A 22,223-nucleotide genomic window follows, 5' to 3' on the forward strand; every position below is an offset into this window, starting at 1 on the left:
GCCAGGCGCTGAAAGGCCCGCCCTTTGGGCGTTGTGACGAAATCGGAAAGGTGGTTTCTAGCGAAAATCCGCTAGCACTGCAGGTAGGCTGGCGGAATCTTGCCAGGCGACTCAGCCGACGCCGGGTACATCGCTGTCGAGAAAGTCGGTACGCAGCAGACCGTGGCGCTGCATCTTCTCGTTGAGGGTGCGGCGTGGCAGTTGCAGCAGCTCGGTGACCCGCTTCATGTCGCCGTGGCAACTGGCGAGGGCTTCGCGCAGGCACTGCGCCTCGAAGGCCTCCATGCGTGCGCCGAGGGAGTTATCCACAGCGGCCGGCTGGCTGGCGGAACCGGACAGTGCCAGCACGTGGCGCTCGGCGGCGTTGACCAGTTCGCGCACGTTGCCCGGCCAGTCATGAGCCAGCAGATGGGCCAGCAGCGTCGGCGTGATCGGTGGTAGCGGGCGCTCGAAGCGCTCGGCGATCTGCCGGGCGTGGTACTCGAACAGCAGCGGCACGTCCTCGCGATGCTCGCGCAGCGCCGGCAGCTGCAGCTCGGCGACGTTGAGGCGATAGAGCAGGTCCTGGCGGAAGCTGCCCTCACGCACGCGCTCGTGCAGGTCCGGCTTGGTGGCGGTGACCACGCGCAGGTCGAGGCTGATCACCTGGTTGGAGCCGAGTCGTTCCAACTGACGCTCCTGCAGCACACGCAAGAGCTTGACCTGCTGGCCCAGGGGCATGCTTTCGATCTCGTCGAGAAACAGGGTGCCGCCGTTGGCGTGTTCGATCTTGCCGATACGCTTGCCCTGGGCGCCGGTAAAGGCGCCGCTCTCGTGGCCGAACAGCTCGCTCTCGAACAGGTTCTCCGGGATCGCCGCGCAGTTCAGCGCCACGAACGGGCCCTTGGCCCGCGGGCCGAAGTCGTGCAGGCAGCGGGCCACCAGCTCCTTGCCGCTGCCGGTTTCGCCGCGCATCAGCACGTTGGCCGGCGTCTGCGCCAGCTCCAGCACCTGGCGGCGCAGTTGCACCATGGTGGCCGACGAGCCGAGCAGGCGCCCGGCCAGTTCGTCCTTGTGCTCGACCTGCTGGCGCAGCTGGCGGTTCTCCTGGGTCAGCTGGCGCTTTTCCAGAGCGCGGCGCAGGCTGCCGAGCAGGCGCTCGGGGGTGAAGGGCTTCTCGATGAAGTCGTAGGCGCCCAGGCGCATGGCCTCCACTGCCTGGGGCACGTCGCCATGGGCCGACACCAGCAGGAATGGCAGCCCGGCATCGCGTGCCTGCACCTGCTCGAGCAGCGCCATGCCGTCCATGCCCGGCATGCGCAGGTCACTGATCACCACACCGGGGTAATCCTCCGGCAGCCGCTCCAGGCATTCGCGGCCACTGGCGCACAGCTGCACCTCGAAGCCGGAGCGCTCCAGCCACTGGCGCACCGCGTCGCGGATCGGTGCCTCGTCGTCGACGAACATCACGCTGGGTTTCATGGCAGCTCCTGTGGGGCGGTGGCGGCGGGCAGGTGCAGGGTAAAGCGTGCGCCGCCTTCAGGGCGGTTGGCAGCCTGCAGGTCGCCGTCCAGTTCGCGGACGATGGCGTAGGACACCGCGAGACCAAGGCCCAGGCCATCGCCCACCGGTTTGGTGGTGAAGAACGGGTCGAACAGATGGGGCAGGTTCTCGGCGGCAATTCCGCTGCCGATGTCGTCGACATGCAGCAGCCAGTGATCGCCGTCGAGCACCAGCTCCAGATTCATGCGTGGCGCCGGGCAATTCTGCATGGCATCCAGGGCGTTGCGGATCAGGTTGACCAGCACCTGCTCGAGGCGAATCGCATCGCCAGCCACCCAGGCTGGCTGCTCGGGCGTACGGCGGATCTCAACCTCGACATCACGCAGGCGCGGTTCCAGCAGCTGCAGCGCCTTGTCGAGCACGGCGCCCATTTCCAGGGTCTCGCGCAGGCCGCCGGGGCTTTTGCGGGCGTAGGTCTTCAGGTGGCCGGCCAGCGCCGCCATGCGCTGCAGCAGTTCTTCGTGGCGTACGAGGGACTGGCGCGCCTCTTCCAGTTCGCCATCGGCGAGGATCATCCGGAGGGTGCCGAGGTGCACCTGCAGGGCAGTCAGTGGCTGGTTGATCTCGTGGGCCAGCGCCGCCGACATCTGCCCCAGAGCGGCCAGCTTGGCGGCCTGCACTAGCCCCTCCTGGGCGGTGCGCAAGGCGGCGGTGCGCTGTTCGACCAGTGCCTGCAACTCATCGCTGGCGCGCTGGCGCAGACGGGCGATGCGCCAGCGCTGGTGCAGCACAAGGCCCAGCAGGAACAGCGCCAGCCAGGCGCCACCAGCGGCCAGCGCCGCGGTGTAGCTGCTGCCAGCCAGGCTGCGGGTGTCGCGCAGCAGGTGCAGGGTCCAGCCTTCGCTGGCCAGCTCGCGGGTTTCCCACAGGTAGTCGCCGGCCAGCTCGCGGTCATCGATTCGCACCAGGCGACCGTCATCGGCCAGCGACTGGCGCTGTTGATAACTCAACGGCGCCAGGGGCTTCTTGTCGTACTGGCGGGTGGCGGCGAGGGTCTCGCGCAGCGCCGCGGAAATCGGCTGCAACTCGCGGTAGCGCCAGGCCGGCCGGTTGGCGATAAAGGTGATGCCCTGGCGATCGCTGACCAGCAATACGTGGGGGCTCTGGCTCCAGGCCTGCTCGATGCCCGGAAACTCCAGCTTGACCACCACGGTGCCAAGGAACCGCCCGCGGCTGTCGCGCACCGCGTGGGACAGGAAGTAGCCGGGAATGCCGCTGGTCACACCTACTGCGTAGAAGCGCCCGGTGTCGTGCTCACGGGCTTCGCTGAAGTACGGGCGAAAGCTGTAGTCGTGGCCGACGTAGCTGGTCGGCAGGCGCCAGTTGCTGGCGGCGACGCCGAGGCCATCGGCATTCATCACCTGCAATGTGGAGGAATGGGCCGCGGCATTGATGGCTTCGAGCTTGATGTTCAGGCGGTGTTGCAGCACCGGGGTGAGCGGACGTTGCAGCGCCTCCACGAGCTCTGGATCGAGCGCCAGTACGGCGGGCAGGGCGCGGTAGCGGTCGATCAGGGTTTGCAGGGTACCGGCATAGGCGGCCAGCTGTTCCTGGGCCTGCTGCCCGGCTTCGGCAAGGCGCTGGCGCTCGGCCTGGCGTTCGGCCAGGTAGGCGCACAGGCACAGGCCCGCCAGCAACAGGGCAGTCAGTAGGGCAATGCGCAGGGGGCGGGAGGAAATCAAGCGGGTCAACCTGGCCGGAGAGCGGCCGACGATAGCACAGACCCTAAGCCAATCAGTCCCGCGAAGTGGGGTGGTCGCGGCGCCATTGCTGCAGTTCGATCACCTGGCCAGATTGCCGTGGGGCAGGGGCAGGCTCGCTTGCGGGGGCAAGGGCCGCCGGCGGTTCGCGGAACGGGTAGGGGTCCAGCTCGATGTTGCCCAGATGCGCGCCGAACATGACCACCCGCCCACTGTGGCGCTGCTCGCCGGTCACGGTGAACTCGAACCCGTAGATCCGTGCGAAGCGCCGGTTACCGCGGCCATCGCGCACGACGGCGAAGCGCTGGAAGGCCACGTTGCCGTCGAGCAGTTCGATATCCAGTTTGGTGCAGTGCTGCTTGACCCGCGTCAGCGCACGCTCGCGAATGCCGTGGCCATGCCACAGCCAGGCGGCGCCGGCGGCGAGCAGCATGAGGATGAACAGGTTGCCGAGGGTCAACATGGCGGACGAACTCGCGACGAGGAGCGCTCAGCTTACCCGATCCACGGTGACAGTTGCCGCCGTGAATCGGTTGTCAGGCAGCTTATCGCTGCCTTCGCCTCAGCTGGCCATACCATGGGGATTGATCGGCAGCGGCGTAACCGGCGCGGGCGCCTGAAGGCCGAGCCGCTCGAACATCACCCGGGCGATTTCGCGCTCGCCCATCACCACCAGATCGGCTTCGTGGGTCTGCAGGTAGTCGACCTCGTCGTCGAAATGGGCGCGGGCGATGATGTCCAGATCGGCATTGGCCTGGCGGCCGTGAATGGCGATCTGCCCGGCCTCCAGGCTGTTGGGGATGGCGATCATCAGCCAGCGCGCCGAGGTGACGTTGGCCAGCTCCAGTACATGGGTGCTGGCGGCGTTGCCAAGCACCACGCTGAAGCCTTCCTCGCGCAGTTCCTGGGCGCGGGTACGGTTGTCGTCGATGATCACCAGCGGCACGCCTTCACCGCGCAGGCGCCGGCTGATACGGCTGCCCACACGGCCGTGACCGATAAGGATGGCGTGGCCGGTTTCGGTGATCGGGTGCAGGTCGTTGTCTTCACTGTCCGCCACGCTGACCTGGTCGGCCGGTGTGGTGTTCTCGCGGCGGTCCAGCCACGGCTGCAGGCGGTCGATCAACAGGAACAGCAGGGGGTTGCACAGGATCGACAGGATCGCGCCCGCCAGCACCAGGTCGCGCGCCGCTTCCGGCACCAGGTTCAGGCCGATGCCCAGGCCGATGAGGATGAACGAGAACTCGCCGATCTGCGCCAGGCTCACCGAAATGGTCAGCGCGGTGCTCAGCGGTTTGCGGAAGGCCAGCACGATGAGCATCGCCGCCAGCGACTTGCCGAGCACGATGACCAGGAAGGTGCCCAGCACCAGCAGCGGCTGCTCGAGCAGAATCGCCGGGTTGAACAGCATGCCTACCGAAACGAAGAACAGCACCGCGAAGGCGTCGCGCAGCGGCAGCGAATCTTCGGCGGCCTTGTGGCTGTACTCCGACTCGTTGAGGATCATCCCGGCGAAGAAGGCGCCGAGGGCAAAGGACACGCCGAACAGTTGCGCCGAGCCGTAGGCGATGCCCATGGCGATGGCCAGCACGGCAAGGGTGAACAGCTCGCGCGAACCGGTGCCGGCGCTGCGCTCCAGCAGCCAGGGAATGACCCGTCGGCCAACCACCACCATCAGCACCACGAAGGCGCTGACCTTGCCGAGGGTAATCAACAGCTGCATGCCGATGCTGCTGGAGCCGTCGCCCTGGGGAATGCCGCCGAGCACGCCGGACAGCGCCGGCAGCAGCACCAGGGCGAGGACCATCACCAGGTCTTCGACAATCAGCCAGCCGACAGCGATCTTGCCGCGGCGGGTGTCGATCAACTGGCGCTCTTCGAGGGCGCGCAGCAACACCACGGTACTGGCCACTGAGAGCGCCAGGCCGAATACCAGGCCGGCGCCCCAGCCCCAACCCATCGCCCAGGACAGGCCCATGCCCATCAGCGTGGCCACGGCGATTTGCACCACGGCGCCAGGGATGGCGATGTGTTTGACCGACATCAGGTCTTTGAGGGAGAAGTGCAGGCCCACGCCGAACATCAGCAGGATCACGCCGATTTCGGATATCTCGTGGGACAGCTCCTTGTCGGCAACGAAGCCGGGCGTGAAGGGGCCGACGATCACGCCGGCGAGCAGATAGCCTACCAGTGGCGACAGGCGCAGGCGGTTGGCCAGGCTGCCGAACAGGTAGGCCAGCACGAAGCCGGCAGCGATCGTCGCAATCAGGGGTGTGTGATGCGGCATGCGGTCTCCTTGGTGAGAGGGCCTGGCATGCCTGCGCGGCAGCGGATACCGCGCAGAACAGCGTAACGGCCAGGGTCGGATTGCCCGACCATAAAGACCAATATTTTATATTAAAAATTTACTTATAACTAAAACGTCTTTATACAAAATATGTCGTTCCCCTTCGGCATTGCTGCGCGCCTTGTCACGCCTCGCCTTTGAGTGCGCGGTAGCGGCTTTCCAGCTCCTGACGGATCTCGCGGCGTTGGCGGCCCTGCTCGAAACGGCGACGCTCCTCGGAGCTCTCCGGTTGACGCGGCGGCACTTCGGTGGACTTACCGTTTTCATCGACCGCCACCATGGTGAAGAAGCAGCTGTTGGTGTGGCGTACCGAGCGCTCACGGATGTTCTCGGTGATCACCTTGATGCCGACTTCCATGGACGTGCGACCGGTGTAGTTGACCGAGGCCAGGAAGGTCACCAGTTCGCCGACGTGCACCGGCTCGCGGAAGGTCACCTGGTCCACCGACAGGGTGACCACGTAGCGGCCGGCGTAGCGACTGGCACAGGCGTAAGCGACCTCGTCCATGTACTTGAGCAGCGTGCCGCCGTGTACATTGCCGGAGAAATTGGCCATGTCCGGGGTCATCAGCACGGTCATCGACAGTTGGGCGTTTCCGGGTTCCATAAGGTCTGGCTCATCAGGTGGATTGGGGCGTGATTGTCGGCAGTCTGCGCGGCCTTGGCTGGTCGATTGTGTCTATGCCTGCGATTGCTGCAACGTATGTACCGGCATTTCACTCCTAGAGCCATAGTCTTTCACTCATTCAGGACGTTCCCATGACGCGCCCCATTATTTGTCTGGCCCTGTTGCCGCTGCTCGCCGGCATCGCCCAGGCTGCACCGCAGCCCTGCGACAGCGTCAGCCTGTGCAACGCTGCCGGCACCGCGGCCTACCAGGCGGGCCGCTACGAGGAGGCGGACGAAGCCTTCGAGCGCCAGCTGCGCCGTGCCGAACTGGAACAGGACAGCCTCGCCGCCCGTGAGCTGGCGCTGAACAACCTTGTGGTCACCAGCCTGCGCCTCAAACAGCCCGGCCAGGCCCGTGCCTGGCTGAACCTCGCATTGGCCGAAGGCATGCAGGGCAACGCCACCCGCAATAACCTGCGTTCCGTGGCCGCGGCGGTGGACTACCCGCAACTGGCAGCCAGCATCGAAGGCCGTTATCTACGTTACGCCGGCGCGGCGGTGTGGAGCAGCCTGGATATCAGCCGCCAGGCGGACGGCAGCTATCGCGCGAATTTCTCGCCACTGCGCGCCGGTGGCAAGGTCGAGGAATACGGCCCGGCGGCCATCGGTAGCCTGCAGGGCGTATTGCAGGGGGGCAAGGCCTACTTTCAGCTGGCCGCAGCGGAGTTGCCCAGGGGCTGCTCGGTCCAGCTGCTCCACGAGGGGCTGGATATCCAGGTACTGGAAGTGCTCGACCAGGGCTGCCAGGCGTACGGCGGGGCCGGCATCAGCGTCGCCGGCAGCTACCTGAAGGTCAGCGCCGAGCCCCTGGAGCCGATGCGCTGATCGGTTGCTGGCATCCACGACGCGGTTAGTGCCCTGAGGTGACCTAGGAGAGGTGCCCGGCGTCACTTCCGGGCACTGCTTTAACACGCACCACCTCGCGGTTTGCAGCAAATATTTCTGAATATTTCCACGCCGTGACGTGCCAGGCGCGAATGTTAACCTGCGGTCAATGTGGTCCAGCAACGGGCCGATCTTCCCCCTTTCCAGCAGGTTCCAACGAACCATCGAGCAGCCGCCCGCGCGCGTTCGTGCCTGCCCAAAACAAGGAGCCGTTTCCTCATGCATGCCATCAGCTTCATCCAGGATCTAGCGGTGATCATGCTGGTAGCCGGCGTGGTCACCGTGCTTTTCCACCGTTTCAAGCAGCCGGTGGTGCTCGGCTACATCCTCGCCGGTTTCCTGATCGGCCCGCATACGCCGCCGTTCGGCCTGATCCACGATGAAGAGACCATCCGTACCCTCGCCGAGCTGGGGGTGATCTTTCTGATGTTCTGCCTGGGGCTGGAATTCAGCCTGCGCAAGCTGTTCAACGTCGGCGCCACGGCGTTCATCGCCGCGTTCCTGGAAATCATCCTGATGATCTGGATCGGTTTCGAGATCGGTCGCTACTTCGGCTGGAGCACCATGGATTCGCTGTTCCTCGGCGCGATCCTGGCGATTTCCTCGACCACCATCATCATCAAGGCGCTCGGCGACCTGAAGATGAAGAACGAGCGCTTCGCCCAGCTGATCTTCGGTGTGCTGATCGTCGAGGACATCCTCGGCATCGGCATCATCGCGCTGCTCTCCGGTATCGCCCTGAGCGGTACGGTAGAGACCGGCGAGGTGTTCGCCACCGTCGGCAAGCTGTCGCTGTTCATGATCGTCGCGCTGGTCATCGGCATCATCCTGGTGCCACGCATCCTCGCCTACGTGGCGAAGTTCGAGAGCAACGAGATGCTGCTGGTGGCGGTACTGGGGATGTGCTTCGGCTTCTGCCTGCTGGTGGTCAAGCTGGAATACAGCATGGTGCTGGGCGCCTTCCTGATCGGCGCGATCATGGCCGAATCGCGCCAGTTGGTGCAGATCGAGCGGCTGATCGAGCCGGTGCGTGACATGTTCAGCGCGATCTTCTTCGTCGCCATCGGCCTGCTGCTCGACCCCAACGTGCTGGTCGAATACGCGTGGCCGATCGCGGTAATCACCGTGGCGGTGATCGTCGGCAAGGTGCTGTCGTGCAGCGTCGGCTCCTTTATCGCCGGCAACGACGGGCGCACCTCACTGCGCGTCGGCATGGGCCTGTCGCAGATCGGCGAGTTCTCCTTCATCATCGCCACCCTGGGCATGACCCTGCAGGTGACCAGCGACTTCCTTTACCCGGTCGCGGTAGCCGTGTCGGTGATCACCACCCTGACCACGCCGTACCTGATCCGCTCGGCCGACCCGCTGGCGGTGAGCCTCGGCAAGGTCATGCCGCAGCGCGTATCGCGGGTGTTCTCGCTGTACGGCGAGTGGCTGCGCAGCATCCAGCCGCAAGGCCAGGGCGCGATTCTGGCGGGGATGATTCGCAAGATCGTCCTGCAGGTGCTGGTCAACCTGGCCTTCGTGGTGGCGATCTTCCTCGGCATCGCCTTCTTCGCCGCGCAGATCGGCACCTGGCTGGCCGAGTGGATCGACCAGGAGAACCTGCGCAAGGCGGTGATCTGGGGCGCCGCGCTGATCCTCTCGCTGCCGTGCCTGATCGCCGCGTACCGCAAGATCAAGGCGCTCTCCATGCTGCTCGCCGAGATGGGCGTGCGCCAGGAGAAGGCCGGTCGCCATACGGCGCGGGTGCGCAAGGTGATTTCCGAGGTGATCCCGCTGCTGTCGCTGGTCGGCATCATGGTGCTGCTCACCGCGCTGTCGTCGAGCATCCTGCCGTCCAACGACATGCTGCTGCTGGTTGGTGTGGTCGCCGCTGGTGTGGTGGCGGTGCTGTGGCGCTGGTTCATTCGCGTGCACACCCGCCTGCAGATCGCCCTGTTCGAGACCCTCGACAAGCCGGAAACACCGGGGCATCACTGAAACGACAAGGGCGCCAATCGGCGCCCTTGTCGTATTCCATCGCTCAATTTGCACCCGGGTATCGCTGTGCTCAACCCAGGCTACAGGAGCAGTTCGCCTTGGGTAGCCTGGCTTTGAGCAAAGCGATACCGAGGGGCGGCGCTTGCCGAATGCCTGTGGATCACTCCTCCAGCCACACTTCCCGCACCCAGTGCCACACCGAGTCCCAGCTGTCGTCGGTGAGGTCTTCTTCTTCACCGTCCCAGAGCAGCACGGTGCCGTCCTGCTCGACGCAGTAGTAGTTGCCCTGGTCTTCACAGATCGGCACCAGCTCGCGCGGCACGCCCAGCGACCAGGCCACCGAGGCTACTTCCGGCAGGTAGGTGTGCGACTGCGGGTCGGTGACGGTGACCGGCTCCAGGCGGCCGTAAACCACGTCGCTGACCTTGAGCAGAAACTCGCGCAGCTCGAACGGCAGGTTGATGAGGATCTGCTCCTCGATCTCCACCAGCAACTCCTCTTCGGGCAGCTCCAGCGGCACCGGCACCGGCTCGTTCAGTTCACGCAGTTGTTCGATGACTTCTTCCACGGCGGCTCCACCTGAGTTCGACGATTCTCATCAGATTCTGGAAAGCACGAAGCGGACGGGCGTTCGATGGCCGCCGTCTGCTCTACTGCTCCTTGATAACGCAGCTTTTTACGCTGAATGGAAAATACTCACAAGCGGCGAAGGGCAAAAAGCCATCCCGCGTCTGCGATCTACCGACTGCTTTAGGTGCTGCGCCGGCATAGGTTGCAAAGCCAAGTGCCGGAAAAACAAAACCCGGGCAAGCCCGGGTTTTGTTATTGCATGAGGGATCAGCCGTTCTGGCGGATGCCGGCGACCAGCCAGGGCTGGTTGTCGCCAACAGCACGCTCCAGGCGCCAGCTTTCGCTGAACACTTCGCCCTGATCGAAGCGCGAGGTCTTCGATACACCGCTGAAGGTCAGGGTGGCGATGGTCTTGTCGGCATGGTCGTCGACGCCATCGAGCTGCACGTCGAGGTTGTCGATGTAGGTGGACTGGAAGCCATCACCCAGGTCGGCGCGCTCGCGCTTGAGGAACTCCAGCAGTTGCGGTGTCACGAACTCGGCGATCTTGTCCATCTCGTTCGCGTCCCAGTGCTGCTGCAGGCTCAGGAAGTGCTCACGACCTGCATTGATGAAGCTCTGCTCGTTGAACCAGGCAGGTGCGTTGATCACCGGCTTGCTCGCAGCAGCGCTGCTGCCACCGAAGATCGAAGGCTGAGCCGGCTGCGGCTGGCCATGGGCCTCACGCTGGAAGGGTGCACCACCAGCGGCGGCCACGTTCGGCTGCTGCTTCTGGCGGCGAGCGGCCAGGAAGCGGAACAGCAGGAAGGCGATCAGGCCGAAGATCAGCATGTCCATGATCTGCAGGCCTTCGAAGCCATCACCCATGAACATCGAGGCCAGCAGGCCACCGGCGGCCAGGCCGGCCAGCGGGCCGAGCCAGCGCGATGCACCGCTGGCGGCAGCAGGGGTACGGCCAGGCGCTGCCGCGTTGGCGTTAGGTTGGGAAGGCGGCGTGGCCTGACGGGTCTGGTGGCTCGGCGCGGCGCCGAAGGATTTGCCGCCGCCCATACGCTTGGCGTCGGCAGTGAAACTGAAGGACAGGCCCAGGCAAACTACCAGGGCAATGCTGAGGAAACGCTGCATTATCGGTTTTCTCTCGGTTATTGAAACACTGAAGGGCATCTTGCCCGTGGCGGGTCGGCATGACCAGCAACAGAATGTTTCGAGCTTTTGCCCAGCGAGGCGGCTTGCGCCGCGCCGGTTCAATGGAGGTGGGAGGTGAAACGGAACCAACAGGTTCCGTTTCAGTGCTCGGCGGCTGGTGCCTTAGCGCCATTTCACGATCTTCATGCCAGGCTTTATCTGCTTTGACTGCAAAAAAAGGCAGAAGCGGCCGTTCGCCACGTAGCTGCCCGTACGCATAACCGTAGGATCGTGAACAGGCTCTTAGTTAGATAGCCTCAAGCTTGGCATAGGCCAGCATCAGCCACTTGCTGCCTTCGCTCTCGAAGTTCACCTGCACCCGTGCCTGGGGGCCCGACCCCTCGAAGTTGAGGATGGTGCCTTCGCCGAACAGCGAGTGCTGCACGCGCTGGCCGAGGTTGAATGGCGTGTCCGGTACGGCGCTGCCGGCGAACAGGCTGCTGCCGCTCATGCTGCGGCTGCCACTGCCGTAGGGGCGGCTGACGCTGTTGGACAGGCGCACTTCCTGCACCAGGTGCGGCGGCACTTCGCGCACGAAGCGCGACACCTTGTTGTAGGTCTCGTTGCCGTACAGGCGGCGGGTTTCCGCGTAGCTGATCACCAGGTGGCGCATGGCCCGGGTGATGCCCACATAGGCCAGGCGGCGCTCCTCCTCCAGACGGCCGGGTTCTTCCAGGCTCATCTTGTGGGGAAACAGACCCTCTTCCATGCCGACCAGGAACACCCGCGGGAACTCCAGCCCCTTGGCGCTGTGCAGGGTCATCATCTGCACGCTGTCTTCATGCTCGGCGGCCTGGGTGTCGCCGGCCTCCAGGGAGGCATGGTCGAGGAAGGCGGCCAGCGGCGTTTGCGCGTCGTCGCCTTCCCCACCTTCGTAGGAGTCGAACGCGCGGGCGGCGGACACCAGCTCCTCGAGGTTTTCCACTCGCGCCTGGGCCTTCTCGCCCTTCTCGTCGCGGTGATAGGCGAGCAGGCCGGACTGTTCGATCACCAGTTGCGCGGTGCTGTGCAGCTGCAGGCCCTCGACCTTCAGCGCCAGGGTATCGATCAGCTCGACGAAGCTGTTCAGGGCGCTGGCGGCGCGGCCGGCGATCACCTTGGTGCCGACCGCCTCGTGCAGTGCGGCCCACATCGACAGGTCGTTGGCACGGGCGAACTGACGCAGGGTTTCCACCGTCTTCTCGCCGATGCCGCGGGCCGGCACGTTGATCACCCGCTCCAGTGCCGCGTCGTTGCCGCGCTGGTGGATCAGGCGCAGGTAGGCCATGGCGTTCTTGATTTCCGCGCGCTCGAAGAAGCGCTGGCCGCCATAGATGCGGTAGGGAATCTTCTCCCGCAGCAGGGCCTCTTCCAGCACCCGCGACTGGGCGTTGGAGCGGTAGAGGATGGCGATGTCGCTGCGCCGCAGGCCGTCCTTGCGCAGGGCGTCCTCGATGGTCTCGACCACGTAGCGCGCTTCGTCGTGTTCGTTGAAGGCGGCGTACAGGCTGATCAGGTCGCCGTCGCCGACATCGGTGCGCAATTCCTTGCCCAGGCGCCCCTGATTGTTGGCGATCAGCGCGTTGGCGGCGTTGAGGATGTTCGCCGTGGAGCGGTAGTTCTGCTCCAGGCGGATGATCTCCGCGTCGGCGAAGTCGCTGTCGAACTGCTGGATGTTCTCGATCTTCGCGCCACGCCAGCCGTAGATCGACTGGTCGTCGTCGCCCACCACCATCAGGCTTTCGCCGCCCATGGCGAGAAAGCGCAGCCAGGCGTACTGCACGGCGTTGGTGTCCTGGAACTCGTCGACCAGGATGTGCCGGAAGCGCTTCTGGTAATGCGCCAAGAGGCCCGCGTTATTGCGCCACAGGTCGAGGGCGCGCAGCAGCAGCTCGGCGAAGTCGATCACCCCGGCACGGGCGCAGGCCGCCTCGTAGGCCTCGTAGATGCTGCGCATGGTGGCCAGGAACAGGTCGCCACTGGCCTGGATGCCGGCCGGGCGGATGCCTTCGTCCTTCTGGCCGTTGATGAACCACTGGGCCTGCTTGGCCGGCCAGCGCTGTTCATCCAGGCCCAGCTCACGGATCACCCGCTTGATCAGCCGTTGCTGGTCGTCGGAATCGAGAATCTGAAAGTTCTCGACCAGCCCGGCCTCCTGCCAGTGTGCGCGCAGCAAGCGGTGCGCCAGGCCGTGAAAGGTGCCGACCCACATGCCCGCCGGGCTTTGCCCGAGCACGTCCTCGATGCGATGACGCATCTCGGCCGCCGCCTTGTTGGTGAAGGTCACCGACAGGATGCTGTGCGGCGAGACATCCAGGCGCTGAATCAGAAAGGCAATGCGGTGCACCAGCACGCGGGTCTTGCCGGAGCCGGCACCGGCCAACACCAGTTGATGACCAGGCGGCGTGGTAACCGCGTGGTGCTGGGCTGGATTGAGAGAACTGAGTCGCTGATCGAGGTCATTTTGCATCGCGGCATTCTAGGGGGCCGGGGCAGGTTGGGCAAACGCTGCTGATCGTGGGCATGACCAATTGCCGATGGGCCACGTCGGGCGGCTGCGGTCAGTGTGCAGGCTGGTCGTCGACGCTTTTGTGGAACAGCCCGCCAATTGGAATAAGCATGCTCGGACGAGATGTTCGGTTGAGGGCTAATTGCCAGCTAATCGCCATTTTTCTGCCATAAAAAATGACCGTTCAGCAGGTTTTCGAGCCATGCCGGAACCCACCCTGCGCCAGGCCGTCGTAGCGACGAACGGTTTTTTACGACGGGTAGGGATGCATGGCGGTGCGCAATGGAGCTGCAGTTGTAGGATTCTGTCTGGCCGTTTTTCCTGTGTGGGTGAACGCCCAGACACCGGGTGAGCGCGAGCTGCAGCGCGATCGGCAGGAGCGTATCCTGCAGGAGCAGCAGCAGCGTTTGCAGGAGCTGCAACGGCTCCCCGGCCGCGAGGCGCAACAGCCTGCCGAGCCTGAACCGGGCGACGAACGTTGTTTCGCCATCGACGATATCGAGATCAGTGGTGCCAGCCTGCTGTCGGAGGCCGACCGCGCCGCGATCCTCGCGCCGTTCGCTGACGATTGCCTGGGCGTCAGCCAGCTCAACGCGCTGCTCAAGGCCATCACCAATCACTACATCGACCGCGGCTATGTCACCACCCGTGCCTACCTGCCGCAGCAGGATCTTTCCGCCCGCACCCTGAAGATCAACGTGGTCGAAGGCCGCCTCGAAGGCCTCGACAGCTCCGCCCTGGCCAGTGATCGTGAGCTGGCGATGAGCTTTCCCGGCAAGACCGGCGAGGTGCTCGACCTGCGCGAACTGGAGCAACTGGTCGAGAACCTCAATCGCCTGCCATCGCGCTTCGCCAAGCTGGAGCTGGTGCCCGGCGAGCAGGTGGGTGGCAGCCGCGTGCAACTGCAGGGCGAGCGCAGCAAGCCGTGGCGCGCCAGCCTGTCGCGCCACAACGACGGCCAGCTCAGCACCGGCGAGCAGCAGTGGGGCGTTGGCCTGGACTGGGACAGCCCGCTGGGCCTGGCCGACCAGCTGAGCCTGCGCGCCAGCCGTGATGCGGTCAGCGACAGCTACCGTCATTCGCACAGCCAGAGTCTCTACTACAGCCTGCCCTACGGCTGGTGGACCTTCAGCTACAACTACGGCCAGTCCTACTACCGCAACAAGACCGATTTCAACGGCTTCCTGGCAGAGACCGATGGCGACTACCAGAGCCATAACCTGTTGGCAGAGCGGGTGCTGCACCGCGACAGCGTCAGCAAGACCGCTTTCAGCACCGGCCTGAGCCACGTTCGCACCAATAACTTCATCGAAGACAATCGCATAGGTATCTCCAGCAATCGTCTTAGCGAATGGCAGCTGGGCTTCAATCATGGCCGTCGCGTGGGCAGCGCCTTCGTCAACGCCGACATCGGCTGGCAGCGCGGCATCGGTGCCTTCGACGCCCAGGGCAACGGCCATCCCCGTGGCCAGGATCCGGTCGCCGGCTACAACAAGTACACCCTGACCCTCAGCTACCTGCAGCCCTTCAGCCTGGGTGGCGAGCGCTTCAGTTTCGAGAGCCTGGCCACCGGCCAGAAGAGCGAAGACCAGCTGTTCAGCCCGGCGCGCATCAGCGTCGGTGGTTTGAATTCGGTGCGCGCCTACAAGGATCAGTCGCTGTCCGGCAACAGCGGCGGCTACTGGCGCAACCAGCTGCGCTGGACGCGGCCGGTGACCTGGGCGCCGCTGCAACCCTTCGTGCAGCAGTACGGCGCCGCCCTGGCCTATGACGTCGGCGTGATCAGCCATGACGACCACAACAGCGGCGCCAGCGGCCGCCTGAGCGGCCACGCCCTGGAGCTCAGTGCCCGTGGCGAGCACCTGGCCGCGAGCGTGACCTTCGCCCATTCCCTGGAACGCCCCGACGCCTTCACCGAGGGTGAGCGACCGGTGTACTTCCGCCTCGATGTGTTCTTCTGATTTCAACGCGTAACGGAGTTATCCACATGGACGTTCGCAGCCCCCTGAACCGTGCCATCGCCCGCATCCTCATCGGCGTCATGCTGTTCGATCCGGTCAAGGCGCTGGCCGCCGACCTGGCGGTCGACGCCGCAGCCGGCGGCAACACCAGCATCGGCCAGGCCGGCAATGGCGTGCCGGTGGTGAATATCGCCACGCCCAATGGCAGTGGCCTGTCGCACAACAAGTTCACCGACTACAACGTCGGCCAGCAGGGGCTGATCCTCAACAATGGCGCCCAGGCCTTCGTGCCGAGCCAGCTGGGTGGCTATATCAACGGTAACCCCAATCTCAAGGGCGGGGCCGCGGGCGTCATCCTCAACGAAGTGACCGGCAGCAACCGAAGTCAGCTCAAGGGCTATACCGAGGTGGCCGGGCAGGGCGCCCATGTCATCGTCGCCAACCCCCATGGCATCACCTGCGATGGCTGCGGTTTCATCAACACCCCGCGCGCGACCCTGAGCACCGGTGCACCGCAGATTCAGGATGGCCGCCTCAAGGGCTTCGACGTCGACGGCGGCGACATCGCCATCGAAGGCGCCGGCCTGAATGCCAGTAACGTCGACCAGTTCGACCTGATCACCCGCACGGCCAAGATCAACGCCGATATCCACGCCAAGCGCCTGAACGTCATTGCCGGCCGCAACGAAGTTGACGTTGCTACCCTGCAAGCCACCGCCAAGGCCGACGACGGCAGCGAAAAGCCCCAGGTGGCCATCGACAGCTCGGCCCTGGGCGGCATGTATGCCGGGGCGATCCGCCTGGTTGGCACTGAGGCGGGCGTGGGCGTGAAGCTGGCCGGCGACATGGCGGCCACTGCCGGTGATATCCAGATCGATGCCGGCGGCCAGCTGACCATGAACCGCAGCGCGGCCAGCGGCAATACCACCCTGGTGGCCGATAGCGTCGACCTCAAGGGCGATACCTATGCGGGCGGCACCGCCCGTGTCGAGGCCAGGCAGGTGGACGTGCGCGAGAGCCTCGCCGCCGGTGAGCAGGTCAAGGTACAGGCCGAGCGGCTGAACAACGCCGGTGCCATCGAGGCCGGCGTGCGCGCCGACGGCAGCACCAACAGCGCCGGGCATTTGCAGTTGGACGGCGGCAGCGTGCGTAACGACGGTCAGCTCGTCAGCCATGGCAGCCTGAATACCGACCTGCAAAAACTCGACAACGCCGACGGCCAGATCGCCGCGGCAGGCAGCGCCACGCTCAAGGCCAAGGAACTCGACAACCAGAAGGGCCAGGTCGTCGCCCAGGGCAACCTGACCCTCGACACCGATACGCTAGACAACCGCCAAGGCAGCGCCCTGGCGGGCCAGGCCATGGTGGTCAACGCCCAGGCTGTGGATAACCGCGCCGGCACCCTGGCGGCCGGTGGCACCATCACCGTGAAGGCCAGCAACGCACTGAACAACGACGGCGGCCTGGTGGAGGCCGGCGCTCATCTCGATATGCAAGCCGACAGCCTGAGCAATGCCGGTGGCCGCCTGCGTGCCCTGGGCAGCGGCGGTGAAAGTCGTTTCGCCATCGGCACCGCGTTGAATAACGACAGCGGCGTGCTGGAGGTGGCCAGCGCGGCATTGACTTTCGACACCCCGGCCCTGAGCAACCGTGGCGGTGTAGTGCGTCACCTCGGCAGCGCCGGGCTGAATCTCGACATGGATCTACTCGGCCAGGCCGGTGGTGAGTTCATCACCAACAGCGCGGTGAGCCTGAGTGCCGAAGAGTGGGTCAACAACAGCCTGTTGCAGGCCGCCTCCATCACCCTGAACATCGACCGCCTCACCCAGACCGCCGGCGGCGGCCTGCTGGCGGTCAACAGCCTCAGCACCACAGGCGAAAGCTGGATCAACGATGGCCGTATCGAAACCAACGGCAACCTCGACCTGCGCCTGAGCGGTGATTACCGTGGCAACGGCAGCCTGCTGGCGCTCGGCAACCTCGACCTGCAGGCCGGCAACATCGGCTTCGGCGCCGACGCCCAGTTACGCAGCGGTGGCTATGGCCGCCTGGCGGCACTGGGCGAGCTGGTCAGCCAGGGGCGGATGACCGCTGGCGCCTGGCTGAGCATGGCGGCGCAGAAGATCGACAACCGCGGCACCCTGGGTGCCGGCGCCGACCTGCTGTTGCAGGCCAGCACTATCCGCAACGATGGGGGGCTGATATTCAGCGGCGGCAACCTGCAGCTGCTGGCCGACCGTTTCACCAATCGTCTCGCCGCCCTCTACAGCCTGGGCCACCTGAGCATCGCCAGGGATGCCCAGGGCAGCCTTGCCAGCCTGATCGAAAACCGCTCCGGCACCTTCGACAGCGCGGGCGACATGAGCCTGCGCGCCGCGGTCATCGCCAACGTGCGCGACGAGTTGCAGACCGAGCAGGGCAAGTACGATGCCGTGTTCACCGAGCTGGCCTGTCATGGCCCTTACAACCTTCATGGTGACTGCAATCTGGGCGGCAACGGGCGCAAGGTCGGTGTCTGGCAGCTCAAGGAATACGACCGTCTGATCGTCACCGCCGACAGCGGCGCCTCGCATATCACTGCCGGCGGCTCGCTGAACGTGCTGGGCGACAGCCTGACCAACAGCAGCAGCACCATCGCCTCGGCTGGCGACCTGCAGATGCAGCTCGGCAGCCTGGACAACATCGGCCTGGAAACCGGCGAGGTGCACACCACACGGGTGCTGGTGTCCGGCCGCAAGCCTAGCTACTACTACTATCGGGGCCTGGTATACGGCTTCAACGACAAGCATGCAGGCTCGCGCAACCTCGATACGCTGGAATCGGATCTCAACCGTGTCATCGGCGCCATGGAGCGCGAGTACCTGCCGGCCAATACCGTCGAGCGGGTCAATGTCGACGGGCAGACCTACGCGGCGGTCATCCAGAGCGGCGGCGATGTGCGCGTCGACACCCGCGACGATTTCGACAGCCGGGTCATTCGCCCCAGCTATGCCTACCTCGGCGGCGGCACGCGGGTCGACACCACCACGCCCGGTAGCGATATCGCCACCGCCATCACCCTCAACCCGCAACTACCGCCGGATCTGGCTCAGCAAGCCGTCGACCCGCTGGGGCTGCCGAGTTTCAAGCTGCCCACCGGCCAGAACGGCCTGTTCAGCCTCAACACCAATCCCGATCACCCCTACCTGATCGAGACCGATCCGCAATTCGCCGAGCTGGGCAACTTCCTCAATTCCAGCTACCTGCTCGGCCAGCTCGACTACGACCCCGATCACGCCCAGAAGCTGCTTGGCGACGGCCTCTACGAACAACGCCTGATCCGCGATGCAGTGCTGGCCCGCACCGGCCAGCGCTTCCTGGCCGGGCTGAACAGCGACGAGGCGCAGTTCCGCTACCTGATGGACAACGCCATCGCCAGCCAGGAGGCACTGCAGCTTTCCGTGGGCGTCGGGCTGTCTGCCGAGCAGGTGGCCGCCCTGACCCACGACATCGTGTGGATGGAAGAGCGCGAAGTGAACGGCCAGAAGGTGCTGGCACCCGTGCTCTATCTGGCCCAGGCTGAAGGCCGCCTGGCGCCCAATGGCGCCCTGGTCCAGGGCCGCGACTTGACCCTGATCAGTGGCGGTGGCCTGAGCAACGCCGGCACCCTGCGCGCCTCGGCCAACCTTGGCATCCAGGCCGAATCCATCGGCAATAGCGGGCTTATGCAGGCCAATCAGCGCCTGCAACTGCTGGCCACCGAAAGCATCCGCAACGCCCAGGGCGGCATCATTGCCGGTCGCGACGTCAGCCTGCAGGCCGGCAGCGACATTCTCAACGAGCGCAGCGTCGCCACTCACCAGTCCGCCAACGGCAAGGCATACGAGCACCAGCGACAGATGGCCGACAGTGCCGCACGTATCGAGGCCGAAGGTGACCTGAGCATGGCTGCCGGGCGTGACCTGCTCAACGTCGGCGGCGCCCTGTCCGCCGGCGGCGATGCCAAGCTGCAGGCCGGCCAGGATCTGCTGCTCGCCAGCCAGCAAACCGAGAACAGCACCTCGCGCTATTACGATGCGCGCAACTACAACAATCGCCAGCAGATCGACCAGTACGGCAGTGATGTAAAGGTCGGCGGTGACCTGCAAGCCGCTGCCGCGCGAGACATGGCCATCGTCGGTAGCCAGGTCGCGGCAGAGGGCGACATGGCCCTGCAGGCCGGTGGCAGCATGACCATCGCTTCCGCTGCCAATGAGTACCACTACGACGCCAAGCGCAAAGGCGGCGGCAAGAAGGTCGAGGCCGTACAGGACAGCGTCACCCAGATCGCCAGCGAGCTGAGCGCTGGCGGTGATTTCCGCGCGGTGTCCGGCCAGGACATGAACCTGAGCGCCAGTCGCATCGACGCGGGTGGTTCTGCCTACCTCTACAGCGGCGGGCAACTCAACCTGCTGGCTGCGCAGAACAGTGACTACTCGCTCCACGACAAGCAGTCCAAGGGCTCCTTTGGCGCCAAGGCCACGCGCCGTGACGAAGTCACCACCATTCGCCATATCGGCACCGAGATCACCACCGGCAGCGACCTGACCCTGGCCAGCGCTGGCGACCAGCTGTACCAGCGCGCGCGCCTGGACAGCGGCGCCGACCTGACACTGCAAAGCGGCGGTGGCATCACCTTCGAGGCGGTGAAGGATCTGGATCAGGAGAGCCACGAGAAGAGTAGCAACAGCCTGGTATGGACCTCCGCAAAAGGCAAGGGCACCACCGACGAAACCCTGCTGCAGACGCAGATGATCGCCCAGGGCGAAATCGCCATCAAAGCGGTGGAAGGCCTGAACATCGACATCAAGGATGTCGACCAGCAAACCGTCACCCAGACCATCAACGCCATGGTCGAAGCCGACCCGCAGCTGGCCTGGCTGAAAGCCGCCGAGCAACGCGGTGATGTTGACTGGCACCGGGTCAAGGAGATTCACGACAGCTTCAAGTACAGCCATTCGGGGTTGGGCGGCGGCGCTGCCATCGTGATCGCCATTATCGTGGCGTATTTCACGGCGGGGGCGGCGAGTGGGCTGATAGGCAGCGCCGCCGGAGCCGGGGCGGGTAGCGGGTCGGCAATGGCTGCTGCTGGTTCTTCTGCAATGGTTTCTGCGGGAACGGCTGTGGGGACTGCCAGTGCTGGTTGGGCAAATGTGGCGCTCACTGCAGTCGCAACATCTGCAGCTAGCGGCGCTGCTATCAGTACCGTGAACAACCGGGGCAACCTCGGCGCAGTTTTTAAGGACGTCACCTCCAGCGATGCATTGAAAGGCTACATGGTGGCGGGAGCGACCGCAGGTCTAACGGCGGGTCTTTATGACAGTTGGACAGGCACGGAGACAACCAACACCAGCACTAGCAGTGCGGTCGGCGCAAATACCCCGCTGAGCAACTCCGGCACCGTAAGTGTTGCGAACTCGGGATCAAGTTTGAGCACTTGGTCGGGAGTCGGGAGGTTCGCGGCTAACCAAGCCTTGCAGAACAGCACCTCTGCCGCTCTGAGCAAGCTCGTCGGCCAAGACGGCAGCTTCAGCGATGCATTGCAGAGTACCTTGGCTAATACGTTTACGGCAGCTGGTTTCAACTGGGTTGGAGATGTTACCGCGCCTGGCGGCAAGTTAGAGATGAAAGATGGAACTCTCACGAAGGCCGGGTTACATGCCGTTATGGGTGGTCTTGCCGCTGAAGCCATGGGGGGCGATTTTAAAAACGGCGCGCTAGCAGCTGGTGTGAATGAGTTGCTTGTGGAGAAACTGGCTGGACAATATGGGAAGATGCCGCCTGACGAGAAGCAGCGCCTGTTGGTTATGAACTCGCAGCTAATTGGCGTGATGACCGCCGGACTACAGGGTGGCGATGTAAAAGATATGCAGGTGGCCTCTGCCGTGACAGGAAGTGCTACCAATTACAATCGCGGACTACATATTCAGGAGTGGAATGCCATCGCCGAAGAGTTGAGTCATGGTGATTTCGAAGATGAAAAGTTAATACGTGCGGCGTGTTATGAGGTTAAGTGCTGGGCTGAATATGTACCTGGTAGTAAAGATTACAACGAAAAATTCGTAAGTGACCTTGAAGCGTCTTATCTAGGTGGTGAATTAAGCTGGGTCAGAGCAAAGAAATATGATGGTCTGTTTGAATATTCTTGGATAGACAAAACGTCTGATTTTGGAAGCGGTCATGTGGTTCCTGTTGCCAGCAATAGCTTGCTAATAGTCGGCGGCGGTGTGGCTACAACCAGCGGTGTCGGATTGTGTACTACAGGCTTAGGCTGTACTGTTGGTGGCGGGATGGTGGTTGTTGGGACCAGCAGCGTAACTGAGGGGGTAACGGGATTGTCCAGTTATATTAACGGACAGGGGGGGGTGGGCTTCAATCCAGGGCGATATGCTGCAAAACAAATTTTCCCCGATTATGGTGAGTTGGTATATTCAGGATTGGATATAGCTCTAACTTTTGGCGCTGCAGCGTCAAAGGTACCTTTGGCAATGGGAGTTGCTGACGGGTTAAATCGCCCGACATCAATCTTTGGAGTTATGCAGAGGCAAATAGATAATCCTACGCTGGTTCCTAAGTTTGGTTATAAGTTACCTTCGCCAACGACAGAAGGACTTCTAATTCTGGATCTAAGTGGGAAAGGAAATGACTTCTACAACAGATGGCGGGGGACAGATGAGTAAATTTAATGGTTCAGATATCAGGAAGTTTATACTGGGTTGTGTATTGATTTTCGGAGCGGCTGGTTTTTGGGCATTAGTAATTGCTGGGTTAATTAAGTATATTTTCGATTTGGAAGAGATTTTTGCATTGAGGTACATAGGTGGCGGAGTGTTTTTCTTGTTTTCTATATGGGGGATGGTTAGGTATTCGAGAGA

General features: G+C 63.9%; 12 protein-coding genes. 4 read left to right on the forward strand and 8 right to left on the reverse strand.

Going from position 1 to position 22,223, the window contains the following annotated elements; all coding sequences use genetic code 11:
• Window positions 1-111: 111 nt before the first annotated feature.
• From BM154_RS17220 to BM154_RS17240, 5 genes are all read right to left on the reverse strand, one after another.
• Entirely contained in the window at window positions 112-1,461 is a 1,350-nt protein-coding gene (locus tag BM154_RS17220; protein ID WP_074886808.1) for a sigma-54-dependent transcriptional regulator, read from the reverse strand.
• Entirely contained in the window at window positions 1,458-3,224 is a 1,767-nt protein-coding gene (locus BM154_RS17225) for an ATP-binding protein (RefSeq protein ID WP_167364697.1), read from the reverse strand. Before BM154_RS17225 ends, BM154_RS17220 begins: the two co-directional genes overlap by 4 nt.
• Before the next feature lie 52 nt (window positions 3,225-3,276).
• Window positions 3,277-3,705: a DUF3301 domain-containing protein gene (locus BM154_RS17230; RefSeq protein ID WP_074886811.1), complete on the reverse strand. Its 429-nt coding sequence runs from the start codon at window positions 3,703-3,705 to the stop codon at window positions 3,277-3,279.
• A gap of 99 nt (window positions 3,706-3,804) precedes the next feature.
• The gene (gene ybaL / locus BM154_RS17235) at window positions 3,805-5,529 is read right to left on the reverse strand and encodes a YbaL family putative K(+) efflux transporter (RefSeq protein ID WP_074886814.1); all 1,725 of its coding nucleotides are present in this window, start codon (window positions 5,527-5,529) and stop codon (window positions 3,805-3,807) included.
• Between the two features lie 184 nt (window positions 5,530-5,713).
• Window positions 5,714-6,196, reverse strand: a complete 483-nt coding sequence (locus tag BM154_RS17240; protein ID WP_027903132.1) for an acyl-CoA thioesterase — start codon at window positions 6,194-6,196, stop codon at window positions 5,714-5,716.
• 152 nt (window positions 6,197-6,348) lie between these two features.
• Here BM154_RS17240 and BM154_RS17245 point away from each other — a divergent pair, with 152 nt between their 5' ends.
• Complete coding sequence (locus BM154_RS17245) at window positions 6,349-7,083, forward strand: tetratricopeptide repeat protein (RefSeq protein ID WP_074886816.1); 735 nt, start codon at window positions 6,349-6,351, stop codon at window positions 7,081-7,083.
• A 279-nt stretch (window positions 7,084-7,362) separates the two neighbouring features.
• On the forward strand, window positions 7,363-9,126 hold the full coding sequence (locus BM154_RS17250) for a cation:proton antiporter (RefSeq protein WP_074886819.1): 1,764 nt from the start codon (window positions 7,363-7,365) through the stop codon (window positions 9,124-9,126).
• A 160-nt stretch (window positions 9,127-9,286) separates the two neighbouring features.
• Here the strand turns inward: BM154_RS17250 and BM154_RS17255 are convergent, their stop codons facing one another.
• From BM154_RS17255 to uvrD, 3 genes are all read right to left on the reverse strand, one after another.
• The gene (locus BM154_RS17255; protein WP_074886822.1) at window positions 9,287-9,694 is read right to left on the reverse strand and encodes an SMI1/KNR4 family protein; all 408 of its coding nucleotides are present in this window, start codon (window positions 9,692-9,694) and stop codon (window positions 9,287-9,289) included.
• 269 nt (window positions 9,695-9,963) lie between these two features.
• The gene (locus BM154_RS17260; RefSeq protein WP_074886824.1) at window positions 9,964-10,821 is read right to left on the reverse strand and encodes a Tim44 domain-containing protein; all 858 of its coding nucleotides are present in this window, start codon (window positions 10,819-10,821) and stop codon (window positions 9,964-9,966) included.
• A 307-nt stretch (window positions 10,822-11,128) separates the two neighbouring features.
• On the reverse strand, window positions 11,129-13,330 hold the full coding sequence (gene uvrD / locus BM154_RS17265; RefSeq protein ID WP_074886828.1) for a DNA helicase II: 2,202 nt from the start codon (window positions 13,328-13,330) through the stop codon (window positions 11,129-11,131).
• Window positions 13,331-13,638: 308 nt separating this feature from the next.
• On the opposite strand from uvrD, the gene BM154_RS17270 reads away from it, so the two are divergent.
• Both BM154_RS17270 and BM154_RS17275 read left to right on the forward strand, forming a co-directional pair.
• Window positions 13,639-15,330 carry a ShlB/FhaC/HecB family hemolysin secretion/activation protein gene (locus BM154_RS17270; protein WP_074886830.1) on the forward strand — a complete coding sequence of 564 codons (1,692 nt, stop codon included), beginning with the start codon at window positions 13,639-13,641 and terminating at the stop codon, window positions 15,328-15,330.
• Window positions 15,331-15,356: 26 nt separating this feature from the next.
• Entirely contained in the window at window positions 15,357-22,028 is a 6,672-nt protein-coding gene (locus BM154_RS17275) for a two-partner secretion domain-containing protein (RefSeq protein WP_074886833.1), read from the forward strand.
• Window positions 22,029-22,223 lie beyond the last annotated feature (195 nt).

The organism is Phytopseudomonas argentinensis (genome assembly GCF_900113905.1).
GTDB classification, from domain to species: domain Bacteria; phylum Pseudomonadota; class Gammaproteobacteria; order Pseudomonadales; family Pseudomonadaceae; genus Aquipseudomonas; species Aquipseudomonas argentinensis.

Excerpts from the sequence above, each read along its gene's own strand:
- BM154_RS17220 (WP_074886808.1), bottom strand. The coding sequence starts at position 1,461 with ATGAAACCCAGCGTGATGTTCGTCGACGACGAGGCACCGATCCGCGAC.
- BM154_RS17230 (WP_074886811.1), bottom strand. The coding sequence starts at position 3,705 with ATGTTGACCCTCGGCAACCTGTTCATCCTCATGCTGCTCGCCGCCGGC.
- ybaL (WP_074886814.1), bottom strand. The coding sequence starts at position 5,529 with ATGCCGCATCACACACCCCTGATTGCGACGATCGCTGCCGGCTTCGTG.
- BM154_RS17240 (WP_027903132.1), bottom strand. The coding sequence starts at position 6,196 with ATGGAACCCGGAAACGCCCAACTGTCGATGACCGTGCTGATGACCCCG.
- BM154_RS17245 (WP_074886816.1), top strand. The coding sequence starts at position 6,349 with ATGACGCGCCCCATTATTTGTCTGGCCCTGTTGCCGCTGCTCGCCGGC.
- BM154_RS17250 (WP_074886819.1), top strand. The coding sequence starts at position 7,363 with ATGCATGCCATCAGCTTCATCCAGGATCTAGCGGTGATCATGCTGGTA.
- BM154_RS17260 (WP_074886824.1), bottom strand. The coding sequence starts at position 10,821 with ATGCAGCGTTTCCTCAGCATTGCCCTGGTAGTTTGCCTGGGCCTGTCC.
- uvrD (WP_074886828.1), bottom strand. The coding sequence starts at position 13,330 with ATGCAAAATGACCTCGATCAGCGACTCAGTTCTCTCAATCCAGCCCAG.
- BM154_RS17270 (WP_074886830.1), top strand. The coding sequence starts at position 13,639 with ATGGCGGTGCGCAATGGAGCTGCAGTTGTAGGATTCTGTCTGGCCGTT.
- BM154_RS17275 (WP_074886833.1), top strand. The coding sequence starts at position 15,357 with ATGGACGTTCGCAGCCCCCTGAACCGTGCCATCGCCCGCATCCTCATC.